The sequence below is a fragment of the Paenibacillus sp. RC21 genome, from assembly GCF_044907935.1.
GTDB classification, from domain to species: domain Bacteria; phylum Bacillota; class Bacilli; order Paenibacillales; family Paenibacillaceae; genus Paenibacillus; species Paenibacillus terrae_A.
Genome location: NZ_JBIYCS010000001.1, coordinates 642709 through 667416, shown reverse-complemented (window position 1 = coordinate 667416; position 24708 = coordinate 642709). Strand labels below are relative to the sequence as shown.

Below are 24708 nucleotides of genomic sequence, written 5' to 3'. Positions count from 1 at the left end.
CCCATTTTCTAGCGTGTAAAGGCAGCGGGTACGCCGCCGTCGATAGTGAGCATGCAGCCTGTCGTTTTTTCCGCCTTGGATGAGGCGAAAAAGGCAATGCCCTCGGCGATATCCTGCGGGTAAATGTTTACCAGTAGCGTCGTCCGCTTGCGATAGTGTTCTTCCAGTTGGTCTGGCTCGATGCCGTAGGCGGCGGCGCGTTCGTTGCGCCAGTTGGAGTTCCAGATGGCGGAGCCTTGCAGAATCGCGTCCGGCAAGATCGTGTTTACCCGAATGCCGTATTCGCCGCCTTCTGCGGCAATACAACGGGCGAGATGCGCTTCCAGCGCCTTGACCGAGCTGTAGGCCGTTACATTTTTACCTGCATAGACGGAGTTTTTCGAGCCGACGAACACCATGCTGCCGCCAAGTGTCTGCTCCTTCATCAGCTTGAACGCTTCCCGTGCTACCAAAAAATAACCTGTGCCCAGCACGTTTATGTTCAAATTCCATTCCTTTAATGATGTTTCGTCGAATGGACTGGAGGTGGCCAGCCCCGCATTGTTGACGATGATATCCACACCACCGTAGGTTAGCGCGGTTTCCGCATAGGCATCCTGAATCTGGTCCTCCTGCGTCACATCCATTTTAACTGCAATAGCGCGGTTTTCTCCGTAGTGGTCATTCAGCTCGGAGGCCACCTTTTGCGCGCCTTCCAGATTCAGGTCGGCCAGCACGACATGTGCTCCTTCATCCACCAAACGGCGTGCGGTTGCACTGCCGATTCCGCCTGCACCGCCTGTAATGAGCGCGATTTTGCGTGAAAATTCCGCTTCTGCCGGAGCGAGTGACAGCTTATACAACTCCAAGGGCCAGTATTCCACGTTATACGATTCGTTTTCACTGAGCGAAACAAACTGTCCTAACGCCGTCGCACCCCGCATCACCGCGATAGCACGATGATACAAAGCGCCACTCACCTGTGCGTTGCTCCAGCTTTTGCCTGTGTTAATCATGCCGATGCCCGGGATTAAAATCACACGTGGCGCGGCCTCAAACATAACGTCTCCTTCATGCCGATTGCGTTCAAAATAGGCTTGGTATTGCTCCTTATAGGCTGCGATACCCTCTACGAGCTTTATTTTTAAACTCTCGACATCCTCCACGTCCGGTGTCCAGTCTACAAAAAACGGCACCACCTTGGTATGAACCAAATGATCCGGGCACGCTGCCCCGACCTGTGACAATACAGCAGAATCCTGACCATTTACAAACTCCAGCACGTCCTCTGCATCATCAAAGGTAAGGATCATCTGCTTCTCATCACTGACCGCTCCCCGAACGGATGGCATGACGCTAGACGCAATACTGCGGCGTTCCTCAGGAGTAAGCGCTTTATATTTTACGCCTCCAAACGACTGTTTTTCCTCTTGACGAGCTTTAATATAGCTTTCTGCTTCTTGAATGATTTCGATGGTTTTCGCATAGGCTGCCTCGGAAGTTTCTCCCCATGTAACCAGACCGTGCTTTTCCATCAATACCAATTCTGCTTGCGGATGATCGAGTACAGCTTGAGCAATCATCTTGGACAGCTTAAAACCAGGACGAATATAAGGTACCCATACAAAACGGTCACCGAAAATCTCTTTCGCAATTTCCTTGCCGTTATGCGCACAGCACAAGCTGATAATTGCGTCCGGGTGGGTATGATCCACATGTCTAAAAGGTAAAAAAGCGTGCAATAGTGTCTCAATCGAAGCACGCGGATGCTTGGCATCTATCATACAATTCGCCAGATACGCGACCATATCCTCGTCAGACATATCTTCCCTTTCGAACAAGGGACGGATATCCTCCATACGAAGCCCTGTAAAGTTATGCGCTTTCATCGTAGCAAGATCGGAACCGCTGCCCTTGACGTACATTACTTCTACTTCACGCCCGCGAAAATCCTGTATCGTCGTTTTGGCCGAAGTATTGCCGCCTCCCCAGTTACACACGCTCCTGTCTGTGCCGATAAGGTTAGAACGATATACGAGCTGTTCCAGCGTGTTTTTTTGCTCAGATGCTTGTGAAGAATTCCACAGACTTTGTACCATAGGAAAAAGACCTCCAAGTTCAGTTTTAGTTTTGAACTACTTTATTACAGTGGTTATTCTTGGTTTATGGAGACTATAACACTTTTGTTTTCATTTGAAAATAAGAAATACAAAAATAATCAAAAATAAATTTTAATTTTGAATAACCTGTAAAACGGATACATTGATCTGTAAAACGATAATTGACACGCGGAAAAGAAAGCGCTTTATTAAATGTGAGTATGGAAGGCAATCCGGAGCCGCCTCATTCAACTTACAACAAAGCACAGCCTCTTCAAGGAAGCTGAATTACTGATTTTATCCTCTAATCTTGCCGTATTGGCAACATAGGGGTCTACGGAGGGATGAGTATGGTTACAAAGGCAGGCATTTGGAAACAGCGTCTCGGTTACGGAGTTGCCGATTTTGCGTGTAACTTGATTTGGCAAATGATCGCTCTCTATTTAATGTTTTTCTATACGGATGTCATGGGGCTACAGGTACTTGCGGTCAGTACGTTGCTGTTAAGTTACACGCATTGTAGATGGTGTGGCGGATGCCATTATGGGGATTATTATCGACAAAACCCGTACACGCTGGGGAAAATCACGGCCTTATTTTCTGTTTGGAGCTATTCCGTTCGGTATCTTGGGTATCCTTACCTTTTACGTGCCGGATATCGGCCCTGTCGGTAAACTGATTTACGCCTATATCACCTATATGGGCTTATCCCTGGCGTATACGATGGTCAATATCCCGATGGCTTCCATTTTGCCGAGTCTGACTCGGGATGGACAGGAGCGCACCGTGCTGGCGACGACCCGTATTATCTTTTCTTTCATTGGAGCTACGGCGGTTAGTGTATTGACGATGCCGCTGGTCCGTATGCTAGGTAACAGATCACAGGCGCACGGATTCTTTTGGACGATGGTCATTTTCTCGGTTGTGGGTATGATGTTGTTTTTTGTAACCTTCAAAAATGTAGAAGAAAAAGTAAAGCTCCGGCAGGAAAAAGTGACGGTTGCCCAAACCTTTTCTGCGCTTAAAGGGAATACGCCCTGGTACATCTTCGCAGCCAACATTATCTTTATGTTCGGAGGCATGTTTTTTCATCAAGGCAGTCTGATTTATTATTTCACGTATTATGTGAACCGCCCGGATCTGCTCGGCCTGGTCGCAGGAATTGTTTCCCTTATTCCGATCATCGGTACCTTTGTCACCCCAATGCTTGCCCGGCGTATGTACAAACGTAATTTGTTCCAGATTGCAAGCGCAGTTACTGTTACAGGTATGCTGATCATGCTTATTTCCGGCACCAACATCTTCGGTTTAATCGTCGGTGCTATCATTTCTGCCCTAGGGAACGGCGTTCGGGCAGCAATTTACTTCTCCATGCAAGCCGACTCGGTTGATTACGGGGAATGGAATCCGGCATTAGCGCAGCGGGCTTTATTTCTTCACTGAATGGTTTTATCGGAAAGGTAGCTATGGCTCTGGCAGGTGCTGTTTCCGGTGTATTTTTAACGTGGGGGAATTATGCTCCCAATCAAACACAAAGCGCTTCCGGCCTGTTCGCCATTCAACTGAATTATCTCATCATTCCGCTGATTTTAACGGTCATTTCGATGATTATTATGTACTTTTATCGTCTGGATCACATTTTCCCGCAAATCCGTAACGACATTCAGGAACGAAATCGAGCGCAGGATGCGTCTGAAGGCGAGAACACTTCGAATGTTCATGGAAATAAAGATATCCTTCCTCAATCGGTTTAATTATCCTAAAGGAGGCATTCACATGTCAGAAACATCTCCTATTCAGCAAGCTGACAAAATAAAAATTGCACGTAATGAAGCTTTTATTAACCAGGCGGTTCAAGCACAACCGCATTTGAATACGTCCACTACCCCGCCACAGCAAATGGTCGAGATTGTCCATAATGCAGACGCGATGCATGGCTGGAAAACACATCCGATGCAATCCGTTTCCACGCTGTCGCAGCAGCATTACGGCAAAGGAGATGAATTTATTCTCGACTTTGGCACGCATCAGGTCGGATATCTCTCCTTCTCTGTTCGTCCAGTCGGCAGTCCGCCGGATGCGCCACTTCATCTCAAGCTAACCTTTGGTGAAATGCCCGTCGAAGTCGCGGAGCCCTTTGGCTTTGGAGCGTCTGAATGAACAGCACCTCCCGCCGCATACCGACGAATGGTGGTCTTTTATCGACTGGCATGAGCAGTTGGATAAGCAAGCCCCTTCTCAAGCCATACTTATTTACACGTTAAAACGGGCCATTCGATTGGCTAAACAGGTTGATCCTGACAAGCTTCCGTTCCTGAACCAGCGGTTAGAGGACGTTACGACCGCAACACTGGCCCAACTATGGGATGAAATGCAAGGCTTCTTCGTCAGCGGTCCCAACCGCCAAATTTCGTGGGCCGGACAAATCTGGATGGCTTTGGCCGAGGTGCTGGATGCAGAGCAAAACGCAGCTCTCATGCAACGCTTGCTATCCGAGCAACCGGATATCGGCCTGACGACACCGTATATGCATCACTATTTGGTCGAAGCTTTGCTGATCACAGGTGACCGGGACGGAGCCGTAAAACATCTCAAGTCCTACTGGGGAGGTATGCTACGGGATGGAGCGGACACGTTCTGGGAATTGTACGATCCCCATAATAAAGCCTTTTCTCCCTACGGCAGTTATTTAATCAACAGCTACTGTCACGCGTGGAGCTGCACCCCAACCTATTTGATTCGTAAGTATACGCTTTAAAATGCAATAAGGCCGTGCCGGGATCGGGTTTTAAGAACCTTTTCCAGCACAGGCTTTTGGTAGGTAAATCACTTGATTTCCCTCGTCTGGTAGGATCAGGGCATATCAAGTCGTTTTTTAACGACTGCTGGTACACCTGCAGCCAAGGTAAATTCGGGTATATCATCTTTAACAAAGGCCCCACCACCAATTATAGACCAACAACCGATGTGACGTTTCTCCCGTACCGAGGCTCCAATGCCGATATAGGCTCCCTCATCTAGGATTACATTTCCTGCCAGATTCACACCGGGGGCTATGGTTACATAATCACCAATATCCGCATCATGACTGACGTTAACACCCCGGTTGATAATTACATGATGTCCGATCTTAATATTGTCCGACAGGACAGCCCCCTCAAAGATCATGCTTCCCTCACCAATGGTGTTTCTTCGAGACAAACGAACACGTGGATGTATTAGCGGGGCTGCGATACGAAATCCCGATTGAATTGTATGATAAGCGAATCGCTTCTTTAATGCCGGGTCACCCACCCCCGCACATATCAGCTCTACCTCATTTTTTAACGCTTCAATGTCAGTTAACGTCCCCAGTACAGGAACGCCATTTACGATCTGCCCTTTCGTCTCTGGCCGTTCGTCTAAAAAACCTACCACTTGAATTCCCAGCTCTTCACATAACCAGTTGACTTCCCTGGCATGTCCGCCCGATCCCCAAATAACGATTTTTCTCATCTGGTTGTCTCTCTTCCCAAGCTCCCTAGAACGTTCACAATTCTTCGAACGATAATCTCGTCCAACTCCTCCCACAAGGGCAGGCTGACAATATGTTTGGTAATATGCTCGGTAACATGAAGAGTAGACCGGGGATAACTTTGGAACTGCTTCTGTTGATGGCACGCCGGAGAAAAGTAGGATCTGGCTTCTATTGAATTAGCGGCTAATAACTCAACGACTTCTTGATTGCTGTGAGAATCTGGACAAAGAATAGGTATAAATTGATGAACAACCGATCCTTGCGTTTTTTGTATAGACCATCCTCGTTCTAATAAGTCTGCTTGGATCAGTTCTTGAAGATAACATTCGTAGATAGTCCTTCTATTCTCCCGTACAGCTTTGAAATGGTCGAGAGTGGCTAAAGCGATAGCAGCGGTATACTCAGATATCTTACTGTTAAGACCTTGGGTGACAGATTCCCTGCTGCTGGAGAAACCGAAATTCCCCGCCTGACGAATTCGCTTGATGAGATCTTGGTCCATACTATATACTAATCCACCCTCTCCAATACCGAAAGATTTGGTGGCATGAAAGCTGAACACTACGGCTCCTCCGAAGCCTTTGCCAAAATGTACGGTTTCCTCCAAAGTTATAGTTCCAAAACTGGCAGCAGCATCGATGACTACCGGAATTCCTTGCTCCTGCAGCTTATTGTATACGGATAAATCAATAGCTGTACCGAAAGTGGCATATGGAACGATTACCGCAATCTCATCTCCCAGCAGCTTGACTGCCTGCTCTAACTGCTCCCTATTCATTTGCCAATTCTCCAGTTCAATGTCAAGAAAGTAAGGTTCTAGCCCGCACCACTCGGCAGCAAGTGGGGTAGCAGCAAAAGTAAAACTTGGCATAACTGCATATTTTCCCTGTGGTCGCTTGCTTTGAGCGATCGCCAAAATCAACCCGATGGTAGCGTTATGAACGGTCACAGCCGAACCGATTCCATCAAACATTTGCGCAATGACCCGCTCTTCAAACAGGTTATTTAAGGGACCATAATTGGAATAAATCCGGGTCTCTTCTATTTTCTCAAAATTGGCAATAAATCGTTCCTTTTTTACTAAATTAGGTCGTAAGAAGGGAATGTCGAACATGAGCCAGCCTCCTTCGCATATGGGATGAGCAAGCTAGGATTCCAATGTTTTTAATATCATTTCAATTCGCTCGATATCTGCATCAAATTGTGGACGACCCTTTATACGTTCATGATAAGAATGAAGTGCAGTTTTAAACAAATCGTTAGTATCAAGAAATCCATCATCTCTTGAGGCAATCATAATATCTAACCATTCCGTAAACGCATTTTGACCAAGTGTTTGATTATTTTGATTGGGATGTATTCGGAAATAGCTTAACGCTTCAGGAATATAAACTGCTTTTCCTTTGGATAGTAAGTTCAACCAAGACGCTAAATCATTAAGAAGAGAATACTGTTTTCCTTTATATACTCCAAACTGTTCGATAAGATCTGTTTTTTTAAATAACACTGTCGTAGGTTCACCAATCACATTTAAACAACGAGTTAATGCAACGTTTGCCAACATTCTTCCGTCCATTATCCTTGTTTCCTCGTGCAACCTTTCCGTTGCATAGAGCGGTGGGAGAATAGCCCCTGATTCATTAATGGTTTGCCGATACGAGGTAACCAGTGTGATGCTTTCGAAATTCTCAAAAAAATAGATCATCCTTGCTATTTTTTCTTTATGAAACATGTCGTCATCCATCAAGTAATTGATATATTCACCTGACGCCAAATCGAAACATTTATGCCAATTTCCGAGAAAAAGATTTTTATCATTTTTATAATATTTAATTTGGGGAAAAGAATCTAAATAAGAATCAAGCATTTCTTGTACTTCATTCGTTGTACTGTCATCACAGATAATGATTTCGATGTTCGGGTAAGTTTGTTCCAATACACTATCGATGGCGATTTTTAGTGTATGCGGCCGGTTATATGCAGGTATAACTACACTTACTAATGGGCTTTCCACGCTTACTCCACCTTTCTTTTATGCTTATTCAGACGGTTTACTCGTTGGTGTCATATGGGCTGATCTGTTCCTCACATCCCCGAACACATACACATACATATATATTACTGGGAAATAAAATGATGCCAGGAAAATGGATGCTTCAATAATAACAACAACTCACGTCTGAACTCGGAACCTCCCTCTCGTTGGTGTTCGAAACTGGTAAAGGGGAATGATCATGCCACTGAATTTCACTCCGCTACTGACAACTCATTTATTTGTATCGAAGAAGGTTTTAAAGGATCATGTAAAAGAATTGATAGATAGATTGGAAGAAAATCACATTACAATAAACTTGTATGAGGCTGATCAACCACTTATAGACAATAGCCTCCAAAAACCTCGGGTTTATGTCTCGCTCGGAGAAGAGTGGGGAGAATTTTCAGCACTAAAAGCGTTGCCTGGTCACGAAAAAAAACGCTGGTTGCACTTCCAATCACCAGACGAAATTCAACCTATGCATTTATTTTTCTGCTGGCTCAAGGCAACAGATCCTCTTCCGGAGAATAGAACGATTCCTCCAACACATTTTTCTTCAAACACACCTTTAATATCCGTGTTTACTGCCAGCTACAGGTCAAAAGAAAAAATTCAACGACCTTATCAATCTTTATTGAAGCAGACCTACAAGAACTGGGAATGGGTAATCGTGGATGATTCCGGTGATGAAGATGAGACATACAAGGAGTATTTACTCCCTTTAGAGGATCACCGTGTGCGGAGATATCGCCAGGATTCCCGTAATGGCTATATAGGGGCCATCAAAAGGTTTGCAGCAGGTCTATGTACAGGGGAAATTTTAGTAGAAGTCGATCATGATGATGAGCTAACTCCTGACTGCCTGGAGAAAATCGTCAAAGCATTTCAACAAAATCCTGACTGTGGCTTTGTTTATGGGGATTGTGCTGAAGTGTATGCAGAGAGCAATCATGCACATTGGTATGGCTGGGATTGTGGCTTTGGTTACAGTGTTCATTATCGAGTCTGGCTGCATGAAATGAACAGATGGCAAAATGCACAAAAACATACGACCATTAATGGCAAAACCATTCGTCATTTGGTCGGTTTACCCAATCATCCCCGTGCGTGGACGAGGGACTGTTATCATCTGATCGGAGGCCATCGCAATGAACTACTGGTAGCAGATGATTACGATATGCTGGTCCGGACGTTTCTTTGTACTAAATTTGTAAACATCCCTGATTTGATATATATCCAATATCGTAACGAAAATGGAAATAACACTACATTCCTCAGAAATAAGCAGATTCAGGTTCTTGTAGGGGAACTAAATAGATGCTATTTTCAAAGGATTCAAATGAGATTGAAAGAGCTCGATTTGCCTGAGCAATTGCCTTATCGTCGTATATGGGAGGCTTCTACGGATGATCCTGCCCGGAAATCTGCTCATGTTATTCAAGAAGATAATTCAAGATTCTCGATATTGTTCCCTATCCCCCATTCCTGCCCTAAAATAGAGCATACCCAATTAATTAAGACGCTCCAAAAGGGCATTGAAAACAACTTTAGGGAGATCCAAATCGTGGTTGTAGGTCGAATTCCATCAGAAATTGAAACCTATGCCTCCAAAGCTCCCAAGGGAGCCATACGATGGTGGCCTATGGAGCCAAATGATTCATTAGAAACTTGTATTCAATATGCAAAATTTGTTGCGTCCTGTAAAGAGAAAGTGGTTGTGTTGCCCTAAATTACAACAAGGCTGATTAGAATATTAGCCAACAATTATTTTCCAATACCTTTGTCGAAGTCTCTTGGAATTTATTTCCACAGGACTTCGACAAAGGTTTTTTTCGTTAGAGCAGAACTTCTTAATAGCAATACGGTGATTCCTTCACCGACAAATTCGTAAGCATTAACTTAAGACAAAAAAAGACCCAAAAGTTATAATAACTTTTGAGTCATCTAAATATACCTTGACCTTAAGCTTACAGAATGCCTTGCGGTCCTTGGTCACCTTGTGGTCCTTGAACACCTTGAGCTCCTTGGTCGCCTTGAGGTCCTTGAACACCCTGAGGTCCTTGAACACCCTGAGGTCCTTGAACACCCTGAGGTCCTTGATCGCCTTGTACGCCTTGAGGTCCTTGGTCACCTTGGTCGCCTTGAACACCCTGTGGTCCTTGGTCACCTTGTACGCCTTGAACACCCTGTGGTCCTTGGTCACCTTGTACGCCTTGAACTCCTTGAGGTCCTTGATCACCTTGTACGCCTTGAACACCCTGTGGTCCTTGGTCACCTTGGTCGCCTTGTACGCCCTGAGGTCCTTGGTCACCTTGGGCTCCCTGAACACCTTGAGGTCCTTGGTCACCTTGTACACCTTGAGGTCCTTGGTCACCTTGGTCACCTTGAACTCCCTGAGGTCCTTGGTCACCTTGGGCTCCCTGAACTCCCTGTGGTCCTTGGTCACCTTGAACACCTTGAGGTCCTTGGTCGCCTTGGACTCCCTGAACACCTTGAGGTCCTTGGTCGCCTTGGACTCCCTGAACACCTTGAGGTCCTTGGTCACCTTGGTCGCCTTGCGGTCCTTGGTCACCTTGCACTCCTTGAACACCCTGTGGTCCTTGGTCGCCTTGGGCTCCTTGAACACCCTGTGGTCCTTGGTCACCTTGCGGTCCTTGAACACCTTGAACTCCCTGTGGTCCTTGGTCACCTTGAACTCCTTGAGGGCCTTGATCACCTTGAACTCCTTGAGGTCCTTGATCACCTTGTACGCCTTGAACACCCTGTGGTCCTTGGTCACCTTAGACTCCTTGAACTCCTTGAGGGCCTTGGTCACCTTGTACGCCTTGAACACCCTGTGGTCCTTGGTCGCCTTGGGCTCCTTGAACGCCTTGTGGTCCTTGGTCACCTTGAGATCCTTGAACACCCTGTGGTCCTTGGTCACCTTGAACACCCTGTGGTCCTTGGTCACCTTGGTCGCCTTGAACGCCCTGAGGTCCTTGGCCACCTTGGGCTCCCTGAACACCTTGAGGTCCTTGGTCACCTTGGACTCCTTGAACTCCTTGAGGTCCTTGGTCACCTTGTACGCCTTGAACTCCTTGAGGTCCTTGGTCACCTTGCGGTCCTTGAACTCCTTGAGATCCTTGGTCACCTTGTACTCCTTGAACGCCCTGAGGTCCTTGGTCACCTTGGGCTCCCTGAACTCCCTGAGGTCCTTGGTCGCCTTGGGCTCCCTGAACTCCCTGAGGTCCTTGGTCGCCTTGGGCTCCCTGAACTCCTTGAGGTCCTTGATCACCTTGGACTCCTTGAACACCTTGAGGTCCTTGGTCACCTTGTACGCCTTGAACACCCTGTGGTCCTTGGTCACCTTGGACTCCTTGAACTCCTTGAGGTCCTTGGTCGCCTTGGGATCCCTGAACACCTTGAGGTCCTTGGTCGCCTTGGGCTCCTTGAACACCCTGAGGTCCTTGGTCACCTTGAACACCTTGAGGTCCTTGGTCACCTTGGTCGCCTTGAACACCTTGAGGTCCTTGGTCACCTTGGGCTCCCTGAACTCCTTGAGGTCCTTGATCACCTTGGGCTCCCTGAACTCCTTGAGGTCCTTGATCACCTTGGGCTCCCTGAACACCTTGAGGTCCTTGGTCGCCTTGGGCTCCTTGAACACCTTGAGGTCCTTGGTCGCCTTGGACTCCCTGAACTCCCTGAGGTCCTTGGTCACCTTGTACTCCTTGAACACCCTGTGGTCCTTGGTCACCTTGCGGTCCTTGAACTCCTTGCGGTCCTTGAACACCTTGAACACCTTGAGGTCCTTGGTCGCCTTGGGCTCCCTGAACACCTTGAGGTCCTTGGTCACCTTGTACGCCTTGAACTCCTTGAGGTCCTTGGTCACCTTGTACTCCTTGAACTCCTTGAGGTCCTTGGTCACCTTGCGGTCCTTGAACTCCTTGAGGTCCTTGGTCGCCTTGGGATCCCTGAACACCTTGAGGTCCTTGGTCACCTTGGTCACCTTGAACTCCCTGAGGTCCTTGGTCACCTTGTACTCCTTGAACTCCTTGTGGTCCTTGGTCACCTTGGGATCCCTGAACACCTTGAGGTCCTTGGTCACCTTGGTCACCTTGAACTCCCTGAGGTCCTTGGTCACCTTGTACTCCTTGAACACCCTGTGGTCCTTGATCGCCTTGTACACCTTGAACACCCTGAGGTCCTTGGTCTCCTTGCGCACCTTGAGGTCCCTGGTCGCCTTGAACTCCTTGAACTCCCTGAGGTCCTTGGTCGCCTTGGTCACCTTGAGGTCCCTGGTCGCCTTGAACTCCTTGAACTCCCTGAGGTCCTTGGTCGCCTTGGGCTCCCTGAACTCCCTGAACTCCTTGAGGTCCTTGGTCACCTTGAACTCCTTGAGGTCCTTGGTCACCTTGAGGTCCTTGGTCGCCTTGGACTCCCTGAACTCCCTGTGGTCCTTGGTCGCCTTGTGCTCCTTGAACTCCCTGTGGTCCTTGGTCACCTTGGACTCCTTGAACTCCTTGAGGTCCTTGGTCACCTTGAACACCTTGAGGTCCTTGGTCGCCTTGGGCTCCTTGAACTCCCTGTGGTCCTTGGTCGCCTTGTACACCTTGAACACCCTGAGGTCCTTGGTCTCCTTGCGCACCTTGAGGTCCCTGGTCGCCTTGAACTCCTTGAACTCCCTGAGGTCCTTGGTCGCCTTGGGCTCCCTGAACTCCCTGAACTCCCTGAGGTCCTTGGTCACCTTGAACTCCTTGAGGTCCTTGGTCGCCTTGAGGTCCTTGGTCACCTTGGTCACCTTGAGGTCCCTGGTCGCCTTGAACTCCTTGAACTCCCTGAGGTCCTTGGTCGCCTTGGGCTCCCTGAACTCCCTGAACTCCTTGAGGTCCTTGGTCACCTTGAACACCTTGAGGTCCTTGGTCACCTTGAACACCTTGAGGTCCTTGGTCGCCTTGAGGTCCTTGGTCACCTTGAGGTCCTTGGTCGCCTTGGACTCCCTGAACTCCCTGTGGTCCTTGGTCACCTTGCGGTCCTTGAACTCCCTGTGGTCCTTGGTCACCTTGGACTCCTTGAACTCCTTGAGGTCCTTGGTCGCCTTGGACTCCCTGAACTCCCTGTGGTCCTTGGTCACCTTGAGATCCTTGAACACCCTGTGGTCCTTGGTCACCTTGGTCGCCTTGAACGCCCTGAGGTCCTTGGCCACCTTGGGCTCCCTGAACACCTTGAGGTCCTTGGTCACCTTGGACTCCTTGAACACCTTGAGGTCCTTGGTCGCCTTGGGCTCCTTGAACTCCCTGTGGTCCTTGGTCGCCTTGTGCTCCTTGAACACCCTGAGGTCCTTGGCCACCTTGGGCTCCCTGAACACCTTGAGGTCCTTGGTCACCTTGGACTCCTTGAACTCCTTGAGGTCCTTGGTCACCTTGTACGCCTTGAACTCCTTGAGGTCCTTGGTCACCTTGCGGTCCTTGAACTCCCTGTGGTCCTTGGTCGCCTTGGGCTCCTTGAACTCCCTGTGGTCCCTGGTCGCCTTGGGCTCCCTGAACACCTTGAGGTCCTTGAACACCCTGAGGTCCTTGGTCACCTTGGTCGCCTTGGGCTCCCTGAACTCCTTGAGGTCCTTGGATTCCTCGATCGGTTCCTAAAAGTTCGTCAGATACTAACCGATGGGCAGGTACTAATTGCCCCAATGCATCTTTACCCCAAACAGAAATTTGAGTTTCATTCTCTGCTGGTCCGCTAGTGGTAAAAACGAATTCAAATGCGTCTACATTTGCAAAGAAATTCCTCGTTATAACCGCATTTGGTCCCACTACCACTAATTGTTGTACATATAATGTTCTGCTACCGTTTAAAATAAAACCCTCGATCAAAACGATAGAAGAATTTACAGAATCTCGGTTATCTATTTTTACTGTGACCAGTTGGGTGGGTCTGACTCCTAGAACAGGATCGTTTGCAATAGGTCCAGTAGATAATACTACCATTGGATACTCCCTCCTTTCTAGTAAAATCAAGCTTTTTTGTGAACAATGAGATCTTTCTCAAGATCCTGTTCCCTCTATTTTATGTCTCAACCATTTGTTACGATTGTGGTTCTATCTCTGTACATATGTTGTGTTTCAAGAATCTAGTTGCTCATCCGCAACAATGCGCTGAGCATCAATGATTTCACCACTCCCGTTTCTTCCCCAAACTGAAATATCAGTACTTTCTTCTGCAGGACCGCTTGTGGTAAAAACAAATTCATATGCGTCGAAGTTCGCTACATAATTTTTCGTAGTAACTGCATTGGGAGCTAACACTATTTCTTCTAGCACATACAATGTTCGTAAACTGTTTAAAAAGTATCCCTGAATTAAAATATTTGAAGAATTGACTAAATCCTGGTTAATTATTTTTACGGTAACCTGTTGGATCGGCCTGGCCCCACTAACAGGACTATTCTCAATAGGTCCAGTTGATAATACTGCCATTAAGTTGATGTCCCCCCTTTACCATTTATTAACTACAAATCCATATAAACATATAAAAAATACTATATATATTGAACTCGAAAAATTTATAGTAGTTGGATTCGATCCTAAACATGGGATTATTTAGATTTAAATCCACTATATTATTTTACAGTTCAATCTATATAGAACAGAATAGGGATTACTGTAGCTACATCTATCATATTAATAATTTGTTACACATGACTGTTTGTTTGCCTATTAAAATTAAAATAGATATTTACTCATTCAATCCATTCAATCAAGCCTTATTAAATTCTGAGGATATTAAAGGTAGTGACCGAGCTTTAGGTAACTTATTAAAGCTGATTCATCAATACCATTCCCAACCATAAAAAGGAAAAAAGGCACCCCAGAAAAAAAGGCGCCTTTATCCTTGTAGATCAATTTCAAATAAACTCCATTCTCTTGCAATCACGTTTACACAGAAACAGTGAAGTTATAATAGTTTTTTTACAAATGCCACTTGCACCAACAGTTCATGCTACAACACTCTAGCAGATTTATTTTTTAATTTCTCAAATTGTTCCAACCTTTGCTTCTCATCCCATAAATAATGAAATCCCCATCTATTTGCTGTATCCCCTTCTCGCAGTCCTTGTTTTAAAGCCGAGAAACGTGAATTTAGATAGTCAAATCCCAAGTATTTATAGTGTAATAATAAAATATCATTATTGGATGGCTTTATGACGTCCCCTGTAGGTGAAGCAGTATGCCTGCCAGGACTGAAATTTATTTCTTGAATCGCATTTGGATTAAATATTTGAGGCTTATCGTACGTTTGACTTCTTACACCATTCCTTACCGTTTCATGTAATGGCTGATGGCTACTCGGAAAAAAATCAGAAACCATCTCATAACCATCAGGGACAATCAATGTTATCCCTTTAGAGGTGCATTCTTGCAGATATGTTCTAAGGTTAGGGTGATAGAAATGTTCATCTGCGTCACACACAATAACCCAGTCTGCCTTGCCTCTGCTTCCTTTCCAAAATTGATTGAATTTATCTTGTGCTGATTTCACGAGAGAATTACCTTCTATTTCGAATCTATCTATAACAACTTTGGGATTTTCCTTTAACATGGATACAGAATTATCAGTTGAGGCATTATCGAAAATATAGTATTGATCCGCTATATTATCATAGTGCTTAAAAAAAAACGGGAGCATTTTTTCTTCATTCCAGCATAAAGCATATACATGTATTATCACGTGCTCTTCCCCTTTCACACTCAAAGCTTATGGATCGACTTGCTTGATAATATATGCAATTTATATTTGTAGGGTTCAAGTCGTGGAAGACGAGCTTTTCGTTAAGCGAGTATGTGAGAGATGATAATTAGCATTAAAATTAAATGCCGTCCCCAATTGGGGTAGCGTGCAATCCCGATAATGCTGCTCAATGTATTGCAAAATATCAATAATTGTTTTCACATAGGCTGCCTCGGATGTTTCTCCCCACGTAACCAGACCATGCTTTTCCATCAATACCAATTCTGCTTGCGGATGATCGAGTACACCTTGGGCAATCATCACCTCCCACCGCATACCGACGAATGGTGGTCTTTTATCGACTGGCATGAGCAGTTGGATAAGCAACCCCTTCTCAAGCCATACTTATTTACACGTTAAAACGGGCTATTCGATTGGCTAAACAGGTTGATCCTGACAAGCTTCCGTTCCTGAACCAGCGGTTGGAGGACGTTACGACCGCAACACTGGCCCAACTATGGGATGAAATGCAAGGCTTCTTCGTCAGCGGTCCCAACCGCCAAATTTCGTGGGCCGGACAAACCCGGGACGGAGCCGTAAAACATCTCAAGTCCTACTGGGGAGGTATGCTACGGGATGGAGCGGACACGTTCTGGGAATTGTACGATCCCCATAATAAAGCCTTTTCTCCCTACGGCAGTTATTTAATCAACAGCTACTGTCACGCGTGGAGCTGCACCCCAACCTATTTGATTCGTAAGTATACGCTTTAAAATGCAATAAGACCGTGCCAGAATCGGGTTGTGAGAACCTTTTTCGGCACGGCCTTACTATTTGATTAACTACTCGTCTGTTCGCATCACTTGGGCAAGCAGCTCATACGACCGCAGGCGCGCTTGATGATCATATATATGAGAAGTTGTAATCAGCTCATTGGCTCTCGTCTGATTCATTATAAAATCAAGCTTTTGCTTGACCGTATCAGGGCTACCGATTGCAGAATACCCCAACATATTGCCGCGAACCGCCTCCCTCTCCTGCTCACTCCAGAGCTTCTCCATGTCATCAACTGGTGGCTTTAGTTTCCCGCTCTGCCCGCGTATCACATTGAGAAATTGTTGTTCTTGTGAAGTGAAAAGCCACTGTGCTTCCTCATCAGAATCTGCAACAACCACATTGACGCCGACCATCACATACGGCTTATCCAGTGCCTTCGATGGACGGAAATTGCGATGATACAGCTCCAGAGCGTGTAGCAAATGAGCCGGGGCAAAGTGACTGGCAAACGCGAACGGCAACCCGAGCTGACCTGCCAGCTGTGCGCTGAATCCGCTTGATCCCAGCAGCCAGATCGGTATATCCAGCCCTTCTCCCGGAACCGCCCGTACACCCGGAACTCCCCCTTTTAGCGCTGAATTGAAATAGGAACGCAGCTCATTTAATTGCTCCGGGAAATCTTCACCAGTGCTGTGCAGCCCTCGCCGTAGCGCCCTCATGGCAGGCTGATCTGTGCCTGGAGCCCTACCCAGTCCCAGATCAATCCGTCCCGGATACAGTGACTCTAACGTTCCGAACTGCTCTGCAATCATGAGCGGAGCATGATTGGCCAGCATGATGCCGCCTGAGCCTACCCGAATCTTGTTGGTATGCGCAGCTACGTGCCCGATAACCAGTGAAGTAGCCGCGCTGGCCACCGCCTGCATGTTATGATGCTCCGCCAGCCAGTACCGATGATACCCCCATTGCTCGGCATGCTGGGCAAGAGCAACGGTATCGCGGAAGGAATCGGCAGGAGTGCCGCCTTCAATGACGGGTGCAAGGTCTAGTATAGATAGTGCAACGTTCCGAATAGTCATTTTTCAATGAACCTCCCTGTATTTGTATCGCTGGTGAAATGCTATATCACTGATGAAGTAAACGCCTGTCCCATTTCCTTCACCATCACATATAATCAGTAAAATAGCTGCACTGTCAGAGTATCGTTTTACGATTCCCCTCACCGCTTTAATTATTTGATATATCAATTGATATGTCAAATATAATAATGTGTCCCGTTATGAATTGCAAATGAATTAAATTTTTAATTTTTTTGAGAAATAGTTTACTTTTACGAAAAGCTCCTCTATCATTTACTTATATGGATAATCATTATCCACATTAGACTGATTACAGATTTTGAATGTATAGAGGTGATGCTAATGCATATGAAAACAGGCGTCGAACAATCTGTCTACGCCCTCCTGCTACTCGCGATGCTGCCAGACAAAGCGGTTTTGCCAGGAGAGGCCATCAGCCAACAATTAGGTGCTTCGCCCACTTATTTTCATAAGCTGTTGCGAAAATTGGTCAGCTCTGATTTGATTACTTCTGTTCCCGGGGTCAAAGGCGGGTTTAAATTAAAGAAAAAACCTGAGGATATTCGGGTATTTGATATTTATCTTGCGATCGAAGGACAACAGACACTCTATTCTTCCAGCGGTATTTACAACGATATGCTTGAATTAAAGGAAGAAGATCAGTGTTGCCTGCTGACAAATTTGATGGAAGAGGCGGAAACGTCCTGGAAGGCAGTTCTGAAAAGGGAAACCATCTCATCATTATCCGCTGACTTTTATAAAGCGGGTTATGCTGCCAAAATTACTTCTTTGGAGAACTGGATTCAGGAAAAAAGGGTTTTGTAAAGAATTTGAAATCGCAGAAAGGATCATGAACATGAACGATTATTTAGTAAAAGCTCTTGCCTACAATAACCAGGTCCGGGCTTACGCCGTCAGAACGACGGGGACGGTAAGTGAAGCACAACGGCGTCATCATACCTGGCCCACGGCATCGGCTGCATTGGGACGCTCCATGACGGTCGGCGTCATGTTCGGGGCCATGCTTAAAGATGAGGATAAACTCACGATCAGGATTAATGGTGGCGGCCCCATTGGCACTATTCTTGTCGATACCAATGCCAAAGGGGAAGTTAGAGGTTATGTAAAAAATCCGCAAACCCATTTCGACCTTAATCATATAGGGAAATTAGACGTCGCCAGAGCAGTTGGAACAGATGGAGCGCTGATTGTATCCAAGGATATCGGATTAAAGCAGCCTTTTGTCGGACAAGTCCCTCTTATATCAGGTGAGCTGGGTGAGGACTTCACCTCATATCTGGTCCAATCCGAACAAATTCCTTCTTCTGTTGGAGCCGGGGTGATTGTCAATCCTGACAACTCCATTCAGGCGGCTGGCGGATTTATTATTCAGCTAATGCCGGGTACGCAGGAAGAGGTAATCAGTTTTATTGAGAGACGCCTTGAGGCCATTCCGAGTATTTCCTCTATGGTCATGCAAGGACTGACGCCGGAGCAGATACTTGGACAGATTTTGGGAGAAGACAATATTAAAGTATTGGAAACCATGCCTGTGCAATTCCATTGCCCCTGCTCTGAGGAACGAGTTTCTAATGCCATTATCAGCTTAGGTAGTGAGGAAATCGCAGATATGATCCATACCGATGGACAGGCCGAAGCACATTGCCATTTTTGCAACGAGCATTACCATCTGACCAAAAAAGATCTTGAAGGCATGCTAGAAACGGCTACTTCATAATTGCAACAAGTCTATCCTGCAACATCGGTGCCTTGCTTCGCAGTGCTGGTACTAACCAAGGAAGAGACTAATCCTTGCTAAGCAAAATCTCCTAAATAAGAGCTGTCCCCAAGGTAGTTTTAGCTACTAAGGGACAGCTCTTTTCCTTTTATTCGAACCTTGTTGTCAATCTCAAACTTCATTCACCCGCCCCTGACACTCGCGGTACTGACTGGGCGTATAGCCTGAGTATTCCTTAAATTTCCGATAAAAAAAGCCCTGGCTTTCGTATCCCACCTCGTACGCTATTTCGCTGATGCTGTGGTTCGTATGGCGAAGTAGCGTCTCCGCGTGCAGCATCCGTTGGGTTTGGACAAGCTCCCGAAAGGTTTTGCCTGTCTGCTCTTTAAGCAAATCCCCCAGATAATTAGCGTTAAAACTAAACGCCGCCCCCAATTGGGGTAGCGTGCAATCCCGATAATGCTGCTCAATGTATTGCAAAATATCAATAATGCTCGCTTTACCCGGCTTATGATCCAGCTCAAAATTCATATCCAGCTGATACACCCGCATCAGCTCGGTAAGCAGCAAAGGCACATAATGACTTAGCATCTGCTGGGAATGAAATAAAATATAACGGTTGTGTCGTCTGTCCCGGGATACCGCGTTAGCCAGAAAATCAGCCACAATACCCGTATTACTGAACCGTCCAAAAAAAAGTGGTTGAGAACGCTTCCATTTTCATAATCAAATTAACCAAAATATCATTTTCCCCAAGCGCGTAAATGCTGTGCGGAACATTCGTATCCAAAATACATATCTGCCCCTGCTCCAGCCTAATTTCCCTGCCGTCAATAACCTGTCTGCATTGCCCGGAATACATATAATTCATTTCAATAAAATCATGATTGTGTAAGGGCATGTCCGCAAAACGATGGTGCTTACTCATATAAATGGAACCGCTATCAAAAAAATATTTGCCCTGCATTCGAAGAATCTCATGTCCTATTTCGCTTTCGGTAATATGAAACCCTAGGGGTTCTAAATCGTTCACATTTTTCCCGGTGCGAATCTGTATTTCCTCTACAGCATCCAGGCTTCTGAGAAATTCATCCAATTGCTGTTGGTTCATCGTTTTCCCTCCTGCTCTCTCCCAGATGTCATGCGATGAGATTGACAATAAAACAAAAAAAGCCCCTCTGCGTCAATGCGTTGTATGTAAAAAAATGCTCCTAAAAAGGAGCTTGTGCGGACTGTACGTACTCAGGATCAGGGTATCCAAATGGATCTGACAGGTAAACAAGCAGGACGTGGCGCTTATGTCGGCGCTTACGCAGACTGCTTGCATAAAGCTCGAAAAACAAAGGTGCTGGACAACGCCTTACAAGTTCACATCACCGATGAAACCTATTCTTCACTGGAGCAGCATCCAGTGTGGCAGGATGGATCATATCCACTATGCTGCAACGAGGGTGACGCACGCGTATAAGGATGGTAAAATCTTTATCCACACTATACCGGACACCTGACGCGCGTGCAATGTCTACTTTTCCAGCCGGGCATTCAAAAGCTGATCGTATCCGAACTGCTGGCGCGTAAGCTCCTCCTTGCGCTGTTTTTCCACAGCTTTTCCCCCCAATTCCCACGCTTCCTCCGGCTTCACTACAAATACACCATCGTCATCACCCAAAATGAGATCACCTGGATGTACGCTGACCCCAAATAGGCTAATCGAGGTATTCACCTCTCCCTCCAGTTCTAGTGTACGTGTAGTCAAGGCGCTAATTCCTTTGGAAAAGACGGGAAATTGCAGCTGGTTCAAGATACCGACATCTGTGACACAACCGGAAACAATCACACCAGCAAGTTGTTTTTTCATCGCTACATAGGCTCTGAATTCTCCCCAACAGGCTCTGGCATCGTCACCGGACATATCGACGACAAGGACATCACCCGCTTGTGCCAATTCCAGTGCATGACGCACAGCGGTGGAGTCCAGATGGGGAAGCCTGACCGTAACTGCATTCCCCAACAAACGAATGGGACGGAACAACGGCTGTGCTCCCTGCATACATCCAAAATCCGTGAAATGCCCAAGGGTAGAAGCACTAACATGCTGATAAAGCTCCAGCAGGTCCGTCGTTACCCCCTGAACCCGAGGTTGAATCCGAAACATACAAACCAGCTCCTTTCGTGATCTAACCAAAACTCACACTATACATCTAGGAATCAAAGCAGGCGGAATGGCGCTTAGGCAAAATTTTCAGCTCACTATAGCCCAAACATCGTAGCTCATACTTAGCTCGTACAATGTATCTTCGGACAGGTAGGGCAATAGCTGCCCTTTTCCTTCATCTGATAAAAATAGCAGCAGGTTTTGCGAACACGTACAGCTTTCACAGCCGCAGTGGGCGCAGCGGTTACCGATGCCGTTACAGGTGCAATCTTGACTTCCAGCATCTTGTTATATACCGACATGGCATACAGAGCCGGGGACACGATCAAAAAACCGTACCGCTTCGCCAAAACAGAGGCCGTTACCCTGCGTGCAGAAAAATCATGCAGCCCTGCCAGCCGATCCAGATACATGGCGCATTGAGTTGCATCCAGCAAATCGACCGCAGGTAGATCATACCGTCCGTTTGGAGCTTGTTCACCACGGCTGCTTATTCGCAATTTTTCCGTCAGATACGACCATTCGTCAGGCTCAAACGAAGATCCTTTGGCGTACAGCACCCATTTTCCTCCCCTTTCCATGAGGAATAAACATCGGTGTTCCGTACAAGGGATCAGGAATGACTTGGCAGCGCAGTTGGAATACCTTTTCCACCGTCTCTGCGGTCATGATTTCTTCCGGCTTTCCCTGCGCATAAATACGTTTATCGTATACCGCAACCATATGGTGCGCATAGCGACAAGCCAGATTCAGATCATGCAGCACCATGACAATGGTCCGCCCTTCTCGTTCATTCAAATCAAACAGCAGGTCCAAAATCTCAATTTGATGCGTCATGTCCAAATAGGTCGTCGGCTCATCCAGCAGGATCATATCCGTCCCCTGCGCCAAAGTCATGGAAATCCACGCACGCTGGCGCTGCCCGCCAGATAAGGAATCTACCGGACGATCCGCAAAAGCCTCCAATTGCGTCGCTTGCAGCGCGTTTTGTACCTGTGCTTCATCCTCTGCCGACCACTGCTTCAGCCAGCTCTGATATGGATATCTGCCCTGCTTGACCAACTGATACACTGTCAGTCCTTCCGGCGCTGACGGTCCCTGCGGCAAAATGGATAGCCTTTTGGCAATTTGCTTGGAGGGTAACTGGGCAATGGCCTGTCCATCCAGCAGCACAGCTCCCGCCGCAGGCTTCAATAGCCGCGCCATGGCACGCAAAATCGTCGATTTTCCACACCCATTGCTGCCTACTAGTACCGTTATCTTTCCCTCCGGAATTTGCAGGTCCAGCTCTTGAATAACCGGATCTGTCCCGTAGTTAATCATCAGGTCCTTTACCTCTAAACCCATGCAGCTTCCCTCCCCTTTTATAAACTGCGAACTTAAGATCTTCTATATTCCATTAAAAAAAGAAAAACACCCATAAGTGTTCAAAAAAATTCCAGCTCGGCTTTAATGCCGATTTCGGCGCTGGAGCAGCAAATACAGGAAAAACGGTGCGCCCACCCCTGCTGTAAAAATGCCTGCGGGAATATCAATCGGATAAAAAGCCGTACGGGCCAGCAAGTCGGCGAGATACACCAGCAATCCCCCTACCAGTGCTGACACCAGCGTCAGGCTACCCATAGAGCGGCCTACCAATCTGCGCGCAATATGCGGCGCGATTAAACCCACAAAACCAATCGCTCCCGCAACTGCTACTGCAGTTCCAGCAAGAATCACACTGAGCAGCAGCAACATCACACGATGCCGCTGCACCTCCACTCCCAAGCCGGTAGCCACATCATCCCCCAACTCCTGTGTGTTGAGGCTGCGTGAAAAATAGAGAACCAAAGGTGTGCAGATCACAACAGCGATCAGCATGGTATATACGTTATTCCACGATGCTCCATACACGCTGCCCGTCAGCCAAATATAAGCCTTGCCGGCTGTAAAGGACGAGCTCATGACCAGCATCAGCGTCGTAATCGAGCTCATAGCAGAAGCCAAACCTATCCCCACCAGCACCAGTCGGATTGGTGTCACACCATCCTTCCAGGCCAATATATACACAAGCAGCGATACGACCAGCGCTCCAGCGACAGCCGCCACAGGTAGCCATTGAATGCTCAAAACAGCTCCCCCATAAGCAATGAACGTAACTGCCGCTACGGATGCTCCGCCTGTAATCCCGAGAATGTCCGGGGATGCCAGCGGATTACGGATAATGCCCTGAAGCACCGCTCCCGCAATGCCCAGAGCCGCACCAACCAGCACTCCCGTAAGCGCTCGCGGAAACCGCAGCCTGTACAGAATAAAATCATAATCGCCTGAGCCACGCCCCCATATCGCTCGAAGCACTTCCCAAGGGTGCACATACGTATCTCCCCAGCCTACACTAATCACGCCAATGATCAGTAGCGCCAAAGCCAGTCCACACATCATCCATAGTGCTTTCTTTTCCAGTTGGATATGAAACCTGCCGCTCCTGCTGCGCAGCGTCACATAATGCTTCGCATTCATGCCGTCTCTGCCAGTCCCATGCTTCAAATTCACGCGCTTCATTTCCACGCCACCCCTTTACGGGCAATGTAGACGAAAAAGGGAACCCCTATCAAAGCTGTAATGACGCCAATCGGAATTTCCTGCGGCGAAATCAGTACTCTGGCTGCGGTATCCGCCGACACCAATAGCAAAGCACCCAGTACCGCCGAAAAAGGGGTAATCCAGCGGTAATCCGCACCAACCAAAGCACGCGCCACATGCGGAATGATCAGACCGACAAAGCCAATCGCCCCCGCAATAGCAACAGAGCATCCAGCCAGCACCACAATAATCAGGCCCATCGCGCATTTTACCCATAAGATATTTTGCCCCAAGCCCTTCGCTACATCTTCCCCGGTCACGAGCAGATTCACCGCTCTCCCCATAAACATCGCCGAGATCCCAGCCGCTAGCATAAAAGGAAATAAAGGCTGTAGCATCTCCAGCGAACGTCCGCTGACAGAGCCTGCCATCCAGAACAACACATTTTGCATTCCCGTTTCATTCATCACCAAAATAATTTGGATCATCGACATAAACAAAGCGTGAATGGCAGAGCCGGACAATACAATCTTGACTGGCGTCAAACCATCCCTGCCTAATGATCCGATGACGTACACCAGAATAGCCGCCAGTCCTGCGCCGATCAAGGCAAAACTCATCAGAGACATCATGGACTCGACCGAAAACGCGACCGCTGCGATAGAGACGAAGAACAAAGCACCCGCATTGATACCGAACGTACTGGGTGAAGCCAACGGGTTGCGGGTAAGTGCCTGCATGAAGGCTCCTGCCATCGCCAAGCTCGCGCCTACAACAGCAGCAATGACCGTGCGCGGCAAACGTTCGGTATGTATCAGCACATGCTCTACATTTTGAGCATCATAATGAAATAAGGAAGAAATCATAAAATTTGGATTAATTAGCGTTCTACCCATCAGTAGGCCAAGAAATAAAGCTCCTGTCAACAAAATCAGGCATACACCAAGTCCAGTCCATTTTCTTAAATTTGTCGTTAGCATCGTTGCATAGCCTCACTCTTCCAACAGCCTGGTACAACATAAAAGAAGGATGAGAGATATAACCCCTCACCCCTCTGCTATAT

Annotated in this window: 23 protein-coding genes and 3 pseudogenes; 10 read left to right on the top strand and 16 right to left on the bottom strand. The window is 47.2% G+C overall.

Annotated elements, in window-relative coordinates; all coding sequences use genetic code 11:
• Positions 1–8: 8 nt before the first annotated feature.
• Complete coding sequence (locus tag ABIA61_RS03150; RefSeq protein WP_283655851.1) at positions 9–2078, bottom strand: bifunctional aldolase/short-chain dehydrogenase; 2070 nt, start codon at positions 2076–2078, stop codon at positions 9–11.
• A 344-nt stretch (positions 2079–2422) separates the two neighbouring features.
• On the opposite strand from ABIA61_RS03150, the pseudogene ABIA61_RS03145 reads away from it, so the two are divergent.
• The 5 genes and pseudogenes from ABIA61_RS03145 to ABIA61_RS03125 all read left to right on the top strand — a co-directional run.
• Positions 2423–2530, top strand: a pseudogene (locus ABIA61_RS03145) (hypothetical protein); the annotation flags it as partial.
• 76 nt (positions 2531–2606) lie between these two features.
• Positions 2607–3521: a glycoside-pentoside-hexuronide (GPH):cation symporter gene (locus tag ABIA61_RS03140; RefSeq protein ID WP_404580275.1), complete on the top strand. Its 915-nt coding sequence runs from the start codon at positions 2607–2609 to the stop codon at positions 3519–3521.
• Entirely contained in the window at positions 3479–3832 is a 354-nt protein-coding gene (locus tag ABIA61_RS03135) for an MFS transporter (protein WP_283655849.1), read from the top strand. The genes ABIA61_RS03140 and ABIA61_RS03135 overlap by 43 nt, the downstream gene beginning before the upstream one ends.
• 22 nt (positions 3833–3854) lie before the next feature.
• A complete protein-coding gene (locus ABIA61_RS03130; protein ID WP_404580274.1) occupies positions 3855–4238 on the top strand; it encodes a hypothetical protein in 384 nt (127 codons plus the stop codon).
• Entirely contained in the window at positions 4222–4836 is a 615-nt protein-coding gene (locus ABIA61_RS03125) for a hypothetical protein (protein ID WP_283655847.1), read from the top strand. The genes ABIA61_RS03130 and ABIA61_RS03125 overlap by 17 nt, the downstream gene beginning before the upstream one ends.
• Before the next feature lie 95 nt (positions 4837–4931).
• Here the strand turns inward: ABIA61_RS03125 and ABIA61_RS03120 are convergent, their stop codons facing one another.
• The 3 genes from ABIA61_RS03120 to ABIA61_RS03110 are packed head-to-tail and all read right to left on the bottom strand — an operon-like array spanning position 4932 to position 7609.
• Positions 4932–5573, bottom strand: coding sequence for an acetyltransferase (locus ABIA61_RS03120; RefSeq protein WP_404519075.1), 642 nt, complete (start codon positions 5571–5573; stop codon positions 4932–4934).
• Positions 5570–6709, bottom strand: coding sequence for a DegT/DnrJ/EryC1/StrS family aminotransferase (locus ABIA61_RS03115; protein WP_404519077.1), 1140 nt, complete (start codon positions 6707–6709; stop codon positions 5570–5572). The genes ABIA61_RS03120 and ABIA61_RS03115 overlap by 4 nt, the downstream gene beginning before the upstream one ends.
• A 33-nt stretch (positions 6710–6742) precedes the next feature.
• On the bottom strand, positions 6743–7609 hold the full coding sequence (locus tag ABIA61_RS03110) for a glycosyltransferase family 2 protein (protein ID WP_404519078.1): 867 nt from the start codon (positions 7607–7609) through the stop codon (positions 6743–6745).
• Positions 7610–7829: 220 nt separating this feature from the next.
• Here ABIA61_RS03110 and ABIA61_RS03105 point away from each other — a divergent pair, with 220 nt between their 5' ends.
• Entirely contained in the window at positions 7830–9359 is a 1530-nt protein-coding gene (locus ABIA61_RS03105) for a glycosyltransferase (protein ID WP_404519080.1), read from the top strand.
• Positions 9360–9524: 165 nt separating this feature from the next.
• Here the strand turns inward: ABIA61_RS03105 and ABIA61_RS03100 are convergent, their stop codons facing one another.
• From ABIA61_RS03100 to ABIA61_RS03085, 4 genes and pseudogenes are all read right to left on the bottom strand, one after another.
• The gene (locus tag ABIA61_RS03100; protein WP_404580273.1) at positions 9525–13190 is read right to left on the bottom strand and encodes a hypothetical protein; all 3666 of its coding nucleotides are present in this window, start codon (positions 13188–13190) and stop codon (positions 9525–9527) included.
• Between the two features lie 538 nt (positions 13191–13728).
• Positions 13729–14082, bottom strand: coding sequence for a hypothetical protein (locus ABIA61_RS03095; protein WP_404580272.1), 354 nt, complete (start codon positions 14080–14082; stop codon positions 13729–13731).
• Positions 14083–14605: 523 nt separating this feature from the next.
• Positions 14606–15334, bottom strand: coding sequence for a glycosyltransferase family 2 protein (locus ABIA61_RS03090; RefSeq protein WP_283655840.1), 729 nt, complete (start codon positions 15332–15334; stop codon positions 14606–14608).
• Positions 15335–15505: 171 nt separating this feature from the next.
• A pseudogene (locus ABIA61_RS03085) lies at positions 15506–15673 on the bottom strand (class II aldolase/adducin family protein); the annotation flags it as partial.
• Between the two features lie 95 nt (positions 15674–15768).
• On the opposite strand from ABIA61_RS03085, the gene ABIA61_RS03080 reads away from it, so the two are divergent.
• Positions 15769–16107, top strand: coding sequence for a hypothetical protein (locus ABIA61_RS03080; protein WP_404580271.1), 339 nt, complete (start codon positions 15769–15771; stop codon positions 16105–16107).
• A 69-nt stretch (positions 16108–16176) separates the two neighbouring features.
• On the opposite strand, the gene ABIA61_RS03075 is transcribed toward ABIA61_RS03080, so the two are convergent.
• Complete coding sequence (locus ABIA61_RS03075; protein ID WP_283655837.1) at positions 16177–17190, bottom strand: LLM class flavin-dependent oxidoreductase; 1014 nt, start codon at positions 17188–17190, stop codon at positions 16177–16179.
• Positions 17191–17532: 342 nt separating this feature from the next.
• On the opposite strand from ABIA61_RS03075, the gene ABIA61_RS03070 reads away from it, so the two are divergent.
• Entirely contained in the window at positions 17533–18015 is a 483-nt protein-coding gene (locus ABIA61_RS03070; protein ID WP_283655836.1) for an Rrf2 family transcriptional regulator, read from the top strand.
• A 31-nt stretch (positions 18016–18046) separates the two neighbouring features.
• Entirely contained in the window at positions 18047–18928 is an 882-nt protein-coding gene (hslO, locus tag ABIA61_RS03065; protein ID WP_283655835.1) for an Hsp33 family molecular chaperone HslO, read from the top strand.
• A 171-nt stretch (positions 18929–19099) separates the two neighbouring features.
• Here hslO and ABIA61_RS03060 read toward each other — a convergent pair whose 3' ends face one another.
• On the bottom strand, positions 19100–19594 hold the full coding sequence (locus tag ABIA61_RS03060) for a helix-turn-helix transcriptional regulator (RefSeq protein WP_404580270.1): 495 nt from the start codon (positions 19592–19594) through the stop codon (positions 19100–19102).
• A 10-nt stretch (positions 19595–19604) separates the two neighbouring features.
• Entirely contained in the window at positions 19605–20039 is a 435-nt protein-coding gene (locus tag ABIA61_RS03055; protein WP_283655833.1) for an AraC family ligand binding domain-containing protein, read from the bottom strand.
• Positions 20040–20144: 105 nt separating this feature from the next.
• On the opposite strand from ABIA61_RS03055, the pseudogene ABIA61_RS03050 reads away from it, so the two are divergent.
• Positions 20145–20396, top strand: a pseudogene (locus ABIA61_RS03050) (YlxR family protein); the annotation flags it as partial.
• A gap of 54 nt (positions 20397–20450) precedes the next feature.
• Here ABIA61_RS03050 and ABIA61_RS03045 read toward each other — a convergent pair.
• The 5 genes from ABIA61_RS03045 to ABIA61_RS03025 form a co-directional block, all read right to left on the bottom strand.
• Positions 20451–21083: an RraA family protein gene (locus tag ABIA61_RS03045; RefSeq protein ID WP_283655831.1), complete on the bottom strand. Its 633-nt coding sequence runs from the start codon at positions 21081–21083 to the stop codon at positions 20451–20453.
• Between the two features lie 122 nt (positions 21084–21205).
• Positions 21206–21643 (bottom strand): (2Fe-2S)-binding protein, encoded by a 438-nt coding sequence (locus tag ABIA61_RS03040; RefSeq protein WP_283655830.1) that lies wholly within the window; start codon positions 21641–21643, stop codon positions 21206–21208.
• Complete coding sequence (locus ABIA61_RS03035; protein WP_283655829.1) at positions 21615–22430, bottom strand: ABC transporter ATP-binding protein; 816 nt, start codon at positions 22428–22430, stop codon at positions 21615–21617. The genes ABIA61_RS03040 and ABIA61_RS03035 overlap by 29 nt, the downstream gene beginning before the upstream one ends.
• Before the next feature lie 102 nt (positions 22431–22532).
• The gene (locus ABIA61_RS03030) at positions 22533–23624 is read right to left on the bottom strand and encodes a FecCD family ABC transporter permease (RefSeq protein ID WP_283655828.1); all 1092 of its coding nucleotides are present in this window, start codon (positions 23622–23624) and stop codon (positions 22533–22535) included.
• Positions 23621–24625, bottom strand: coding sequence for a FecCD family ABC transporter permease (locus ABIA61_RS03025; RefSeq protein WP_283655827.1), 1005 nt, complete (start codon positions 24623–24625; stop codon positions 23621–23623). Before ABIA61_RS03025 ends, ABIA61_RS03030 begins: the two co-directional genes overlap by 4 nt.
• Positions 24626–24708: the final 83 nt, after the last annotated feature.

Excerpts from the sequence above, each read along its gene's own strand:
- ABIA61_RS03130 (WP_404580274.1), top strand. The coding sequence starts at position 3,855 with ATGTCAGAAACATCTCCTATTCAGCAAGCTGACAAAATAAAAATTGCA.
- ABIA61_RS03030 (WP_283655828.1), bottom strand. The coding sequence starts at position 23,624 with ATGAAGCGCGTGAATTTGAAGCATGGGACTGGCAGAGACGGCATGAAT.
- ABIA61_RS03075 (WP_283655837.1), bottom strand. The coding sequence starts at position 17,190 with ATGACTATTCGGAACGTTGCACTATCTATACTAGACCTTGCACCCGTC.
- ABIA61_RS03105 (WP_404519080.1), top strand. The coding sequence starts at position 7,830 with ATGCCACTGAATTTCACTCCGCTACTGACAACTCATTTATTTGTATCG.
- ABIA61_RS03070 (WP_283655836.1), top strand. The coding sequence starts at position 17,533 with ATGCATATGAAAACAGGCGTCGAACAATCTGTCTACGCCCTCCTGCTA.
- hslO (WP_283655835.1), top strand. The coding sequence starts at position 18,047 with ATGAACGATTATTTAGTAAAAGCTCTTGCCTACAATAACCAGGTCCGG.
- ABIA61_RS03150 (WP_283655851.1), bottom strand. The coding sequence starts at position 2,078 with ATGGTACAAAGTCTGTGGAATTCTTCACAAGCATCTGAGCAAAAAAAC.
- ABIA61_RS03035 (WP_283655829.1), bottom strand. The coding sequence starts at position 22,430 with ATGGGTTTAGAGGTAAAGGACCTGATGATTAACTACGGGACAGATCCG.
- ABIA61_RS03095 (WP_404580272.1), bottom strand. The coding sequence starts at position 14,082 with ATGGCAGTATTATCAACTGGACCTATTGAGAATAGTCCTGTTAGTGGG.
- ABIA61_RS03115 (WP_404519077.1), bottom strand. The coding sequence starts at position 6,709 with ATGTTCGACATTCCCTTCTTACGACCTAATTTAGTAAAAAAGGAACGA.
- ABIA61_RS03025 (WP_283655827.1), bottom strand. The coding sequence starts at position 24,625 with ATGCTAACGACAAATTTAAGAAAATGGACTGGACTTGGTGTATGCCTG.
- ABIA61_RS03120 (WP_404519075.1), bottom strand. The coding sequence starts at position 5,573 with ATGAGAAAAATCGTTATTTGGGGATCGGGCGGACATGCCAGGGAAGTC.
- ABIA61_RS03045 (WP_283655831.1), bottom strand. The coding sequence starts at position 21,083 with ATGTTTCGGATTCAACCTCGGGTTCAGGGGGTAACGACGGACCTGCTG.
- ABIA61_RS03055 (WP_283655833.1), bottom strand. The coding sequence starts at position 20,039 with ATGAACCAACAGCAATTGGATGAATTTCTCAGAAGCCTGGATGCTGTA.
- ABIA61_RS03135 (WP_283655849.1), top strand. The coding sequence starts at position 3,479 with ATGGAATCCGGCATTAGCGCAGCGGGCTTTATTTCTTCACTGAATGGT.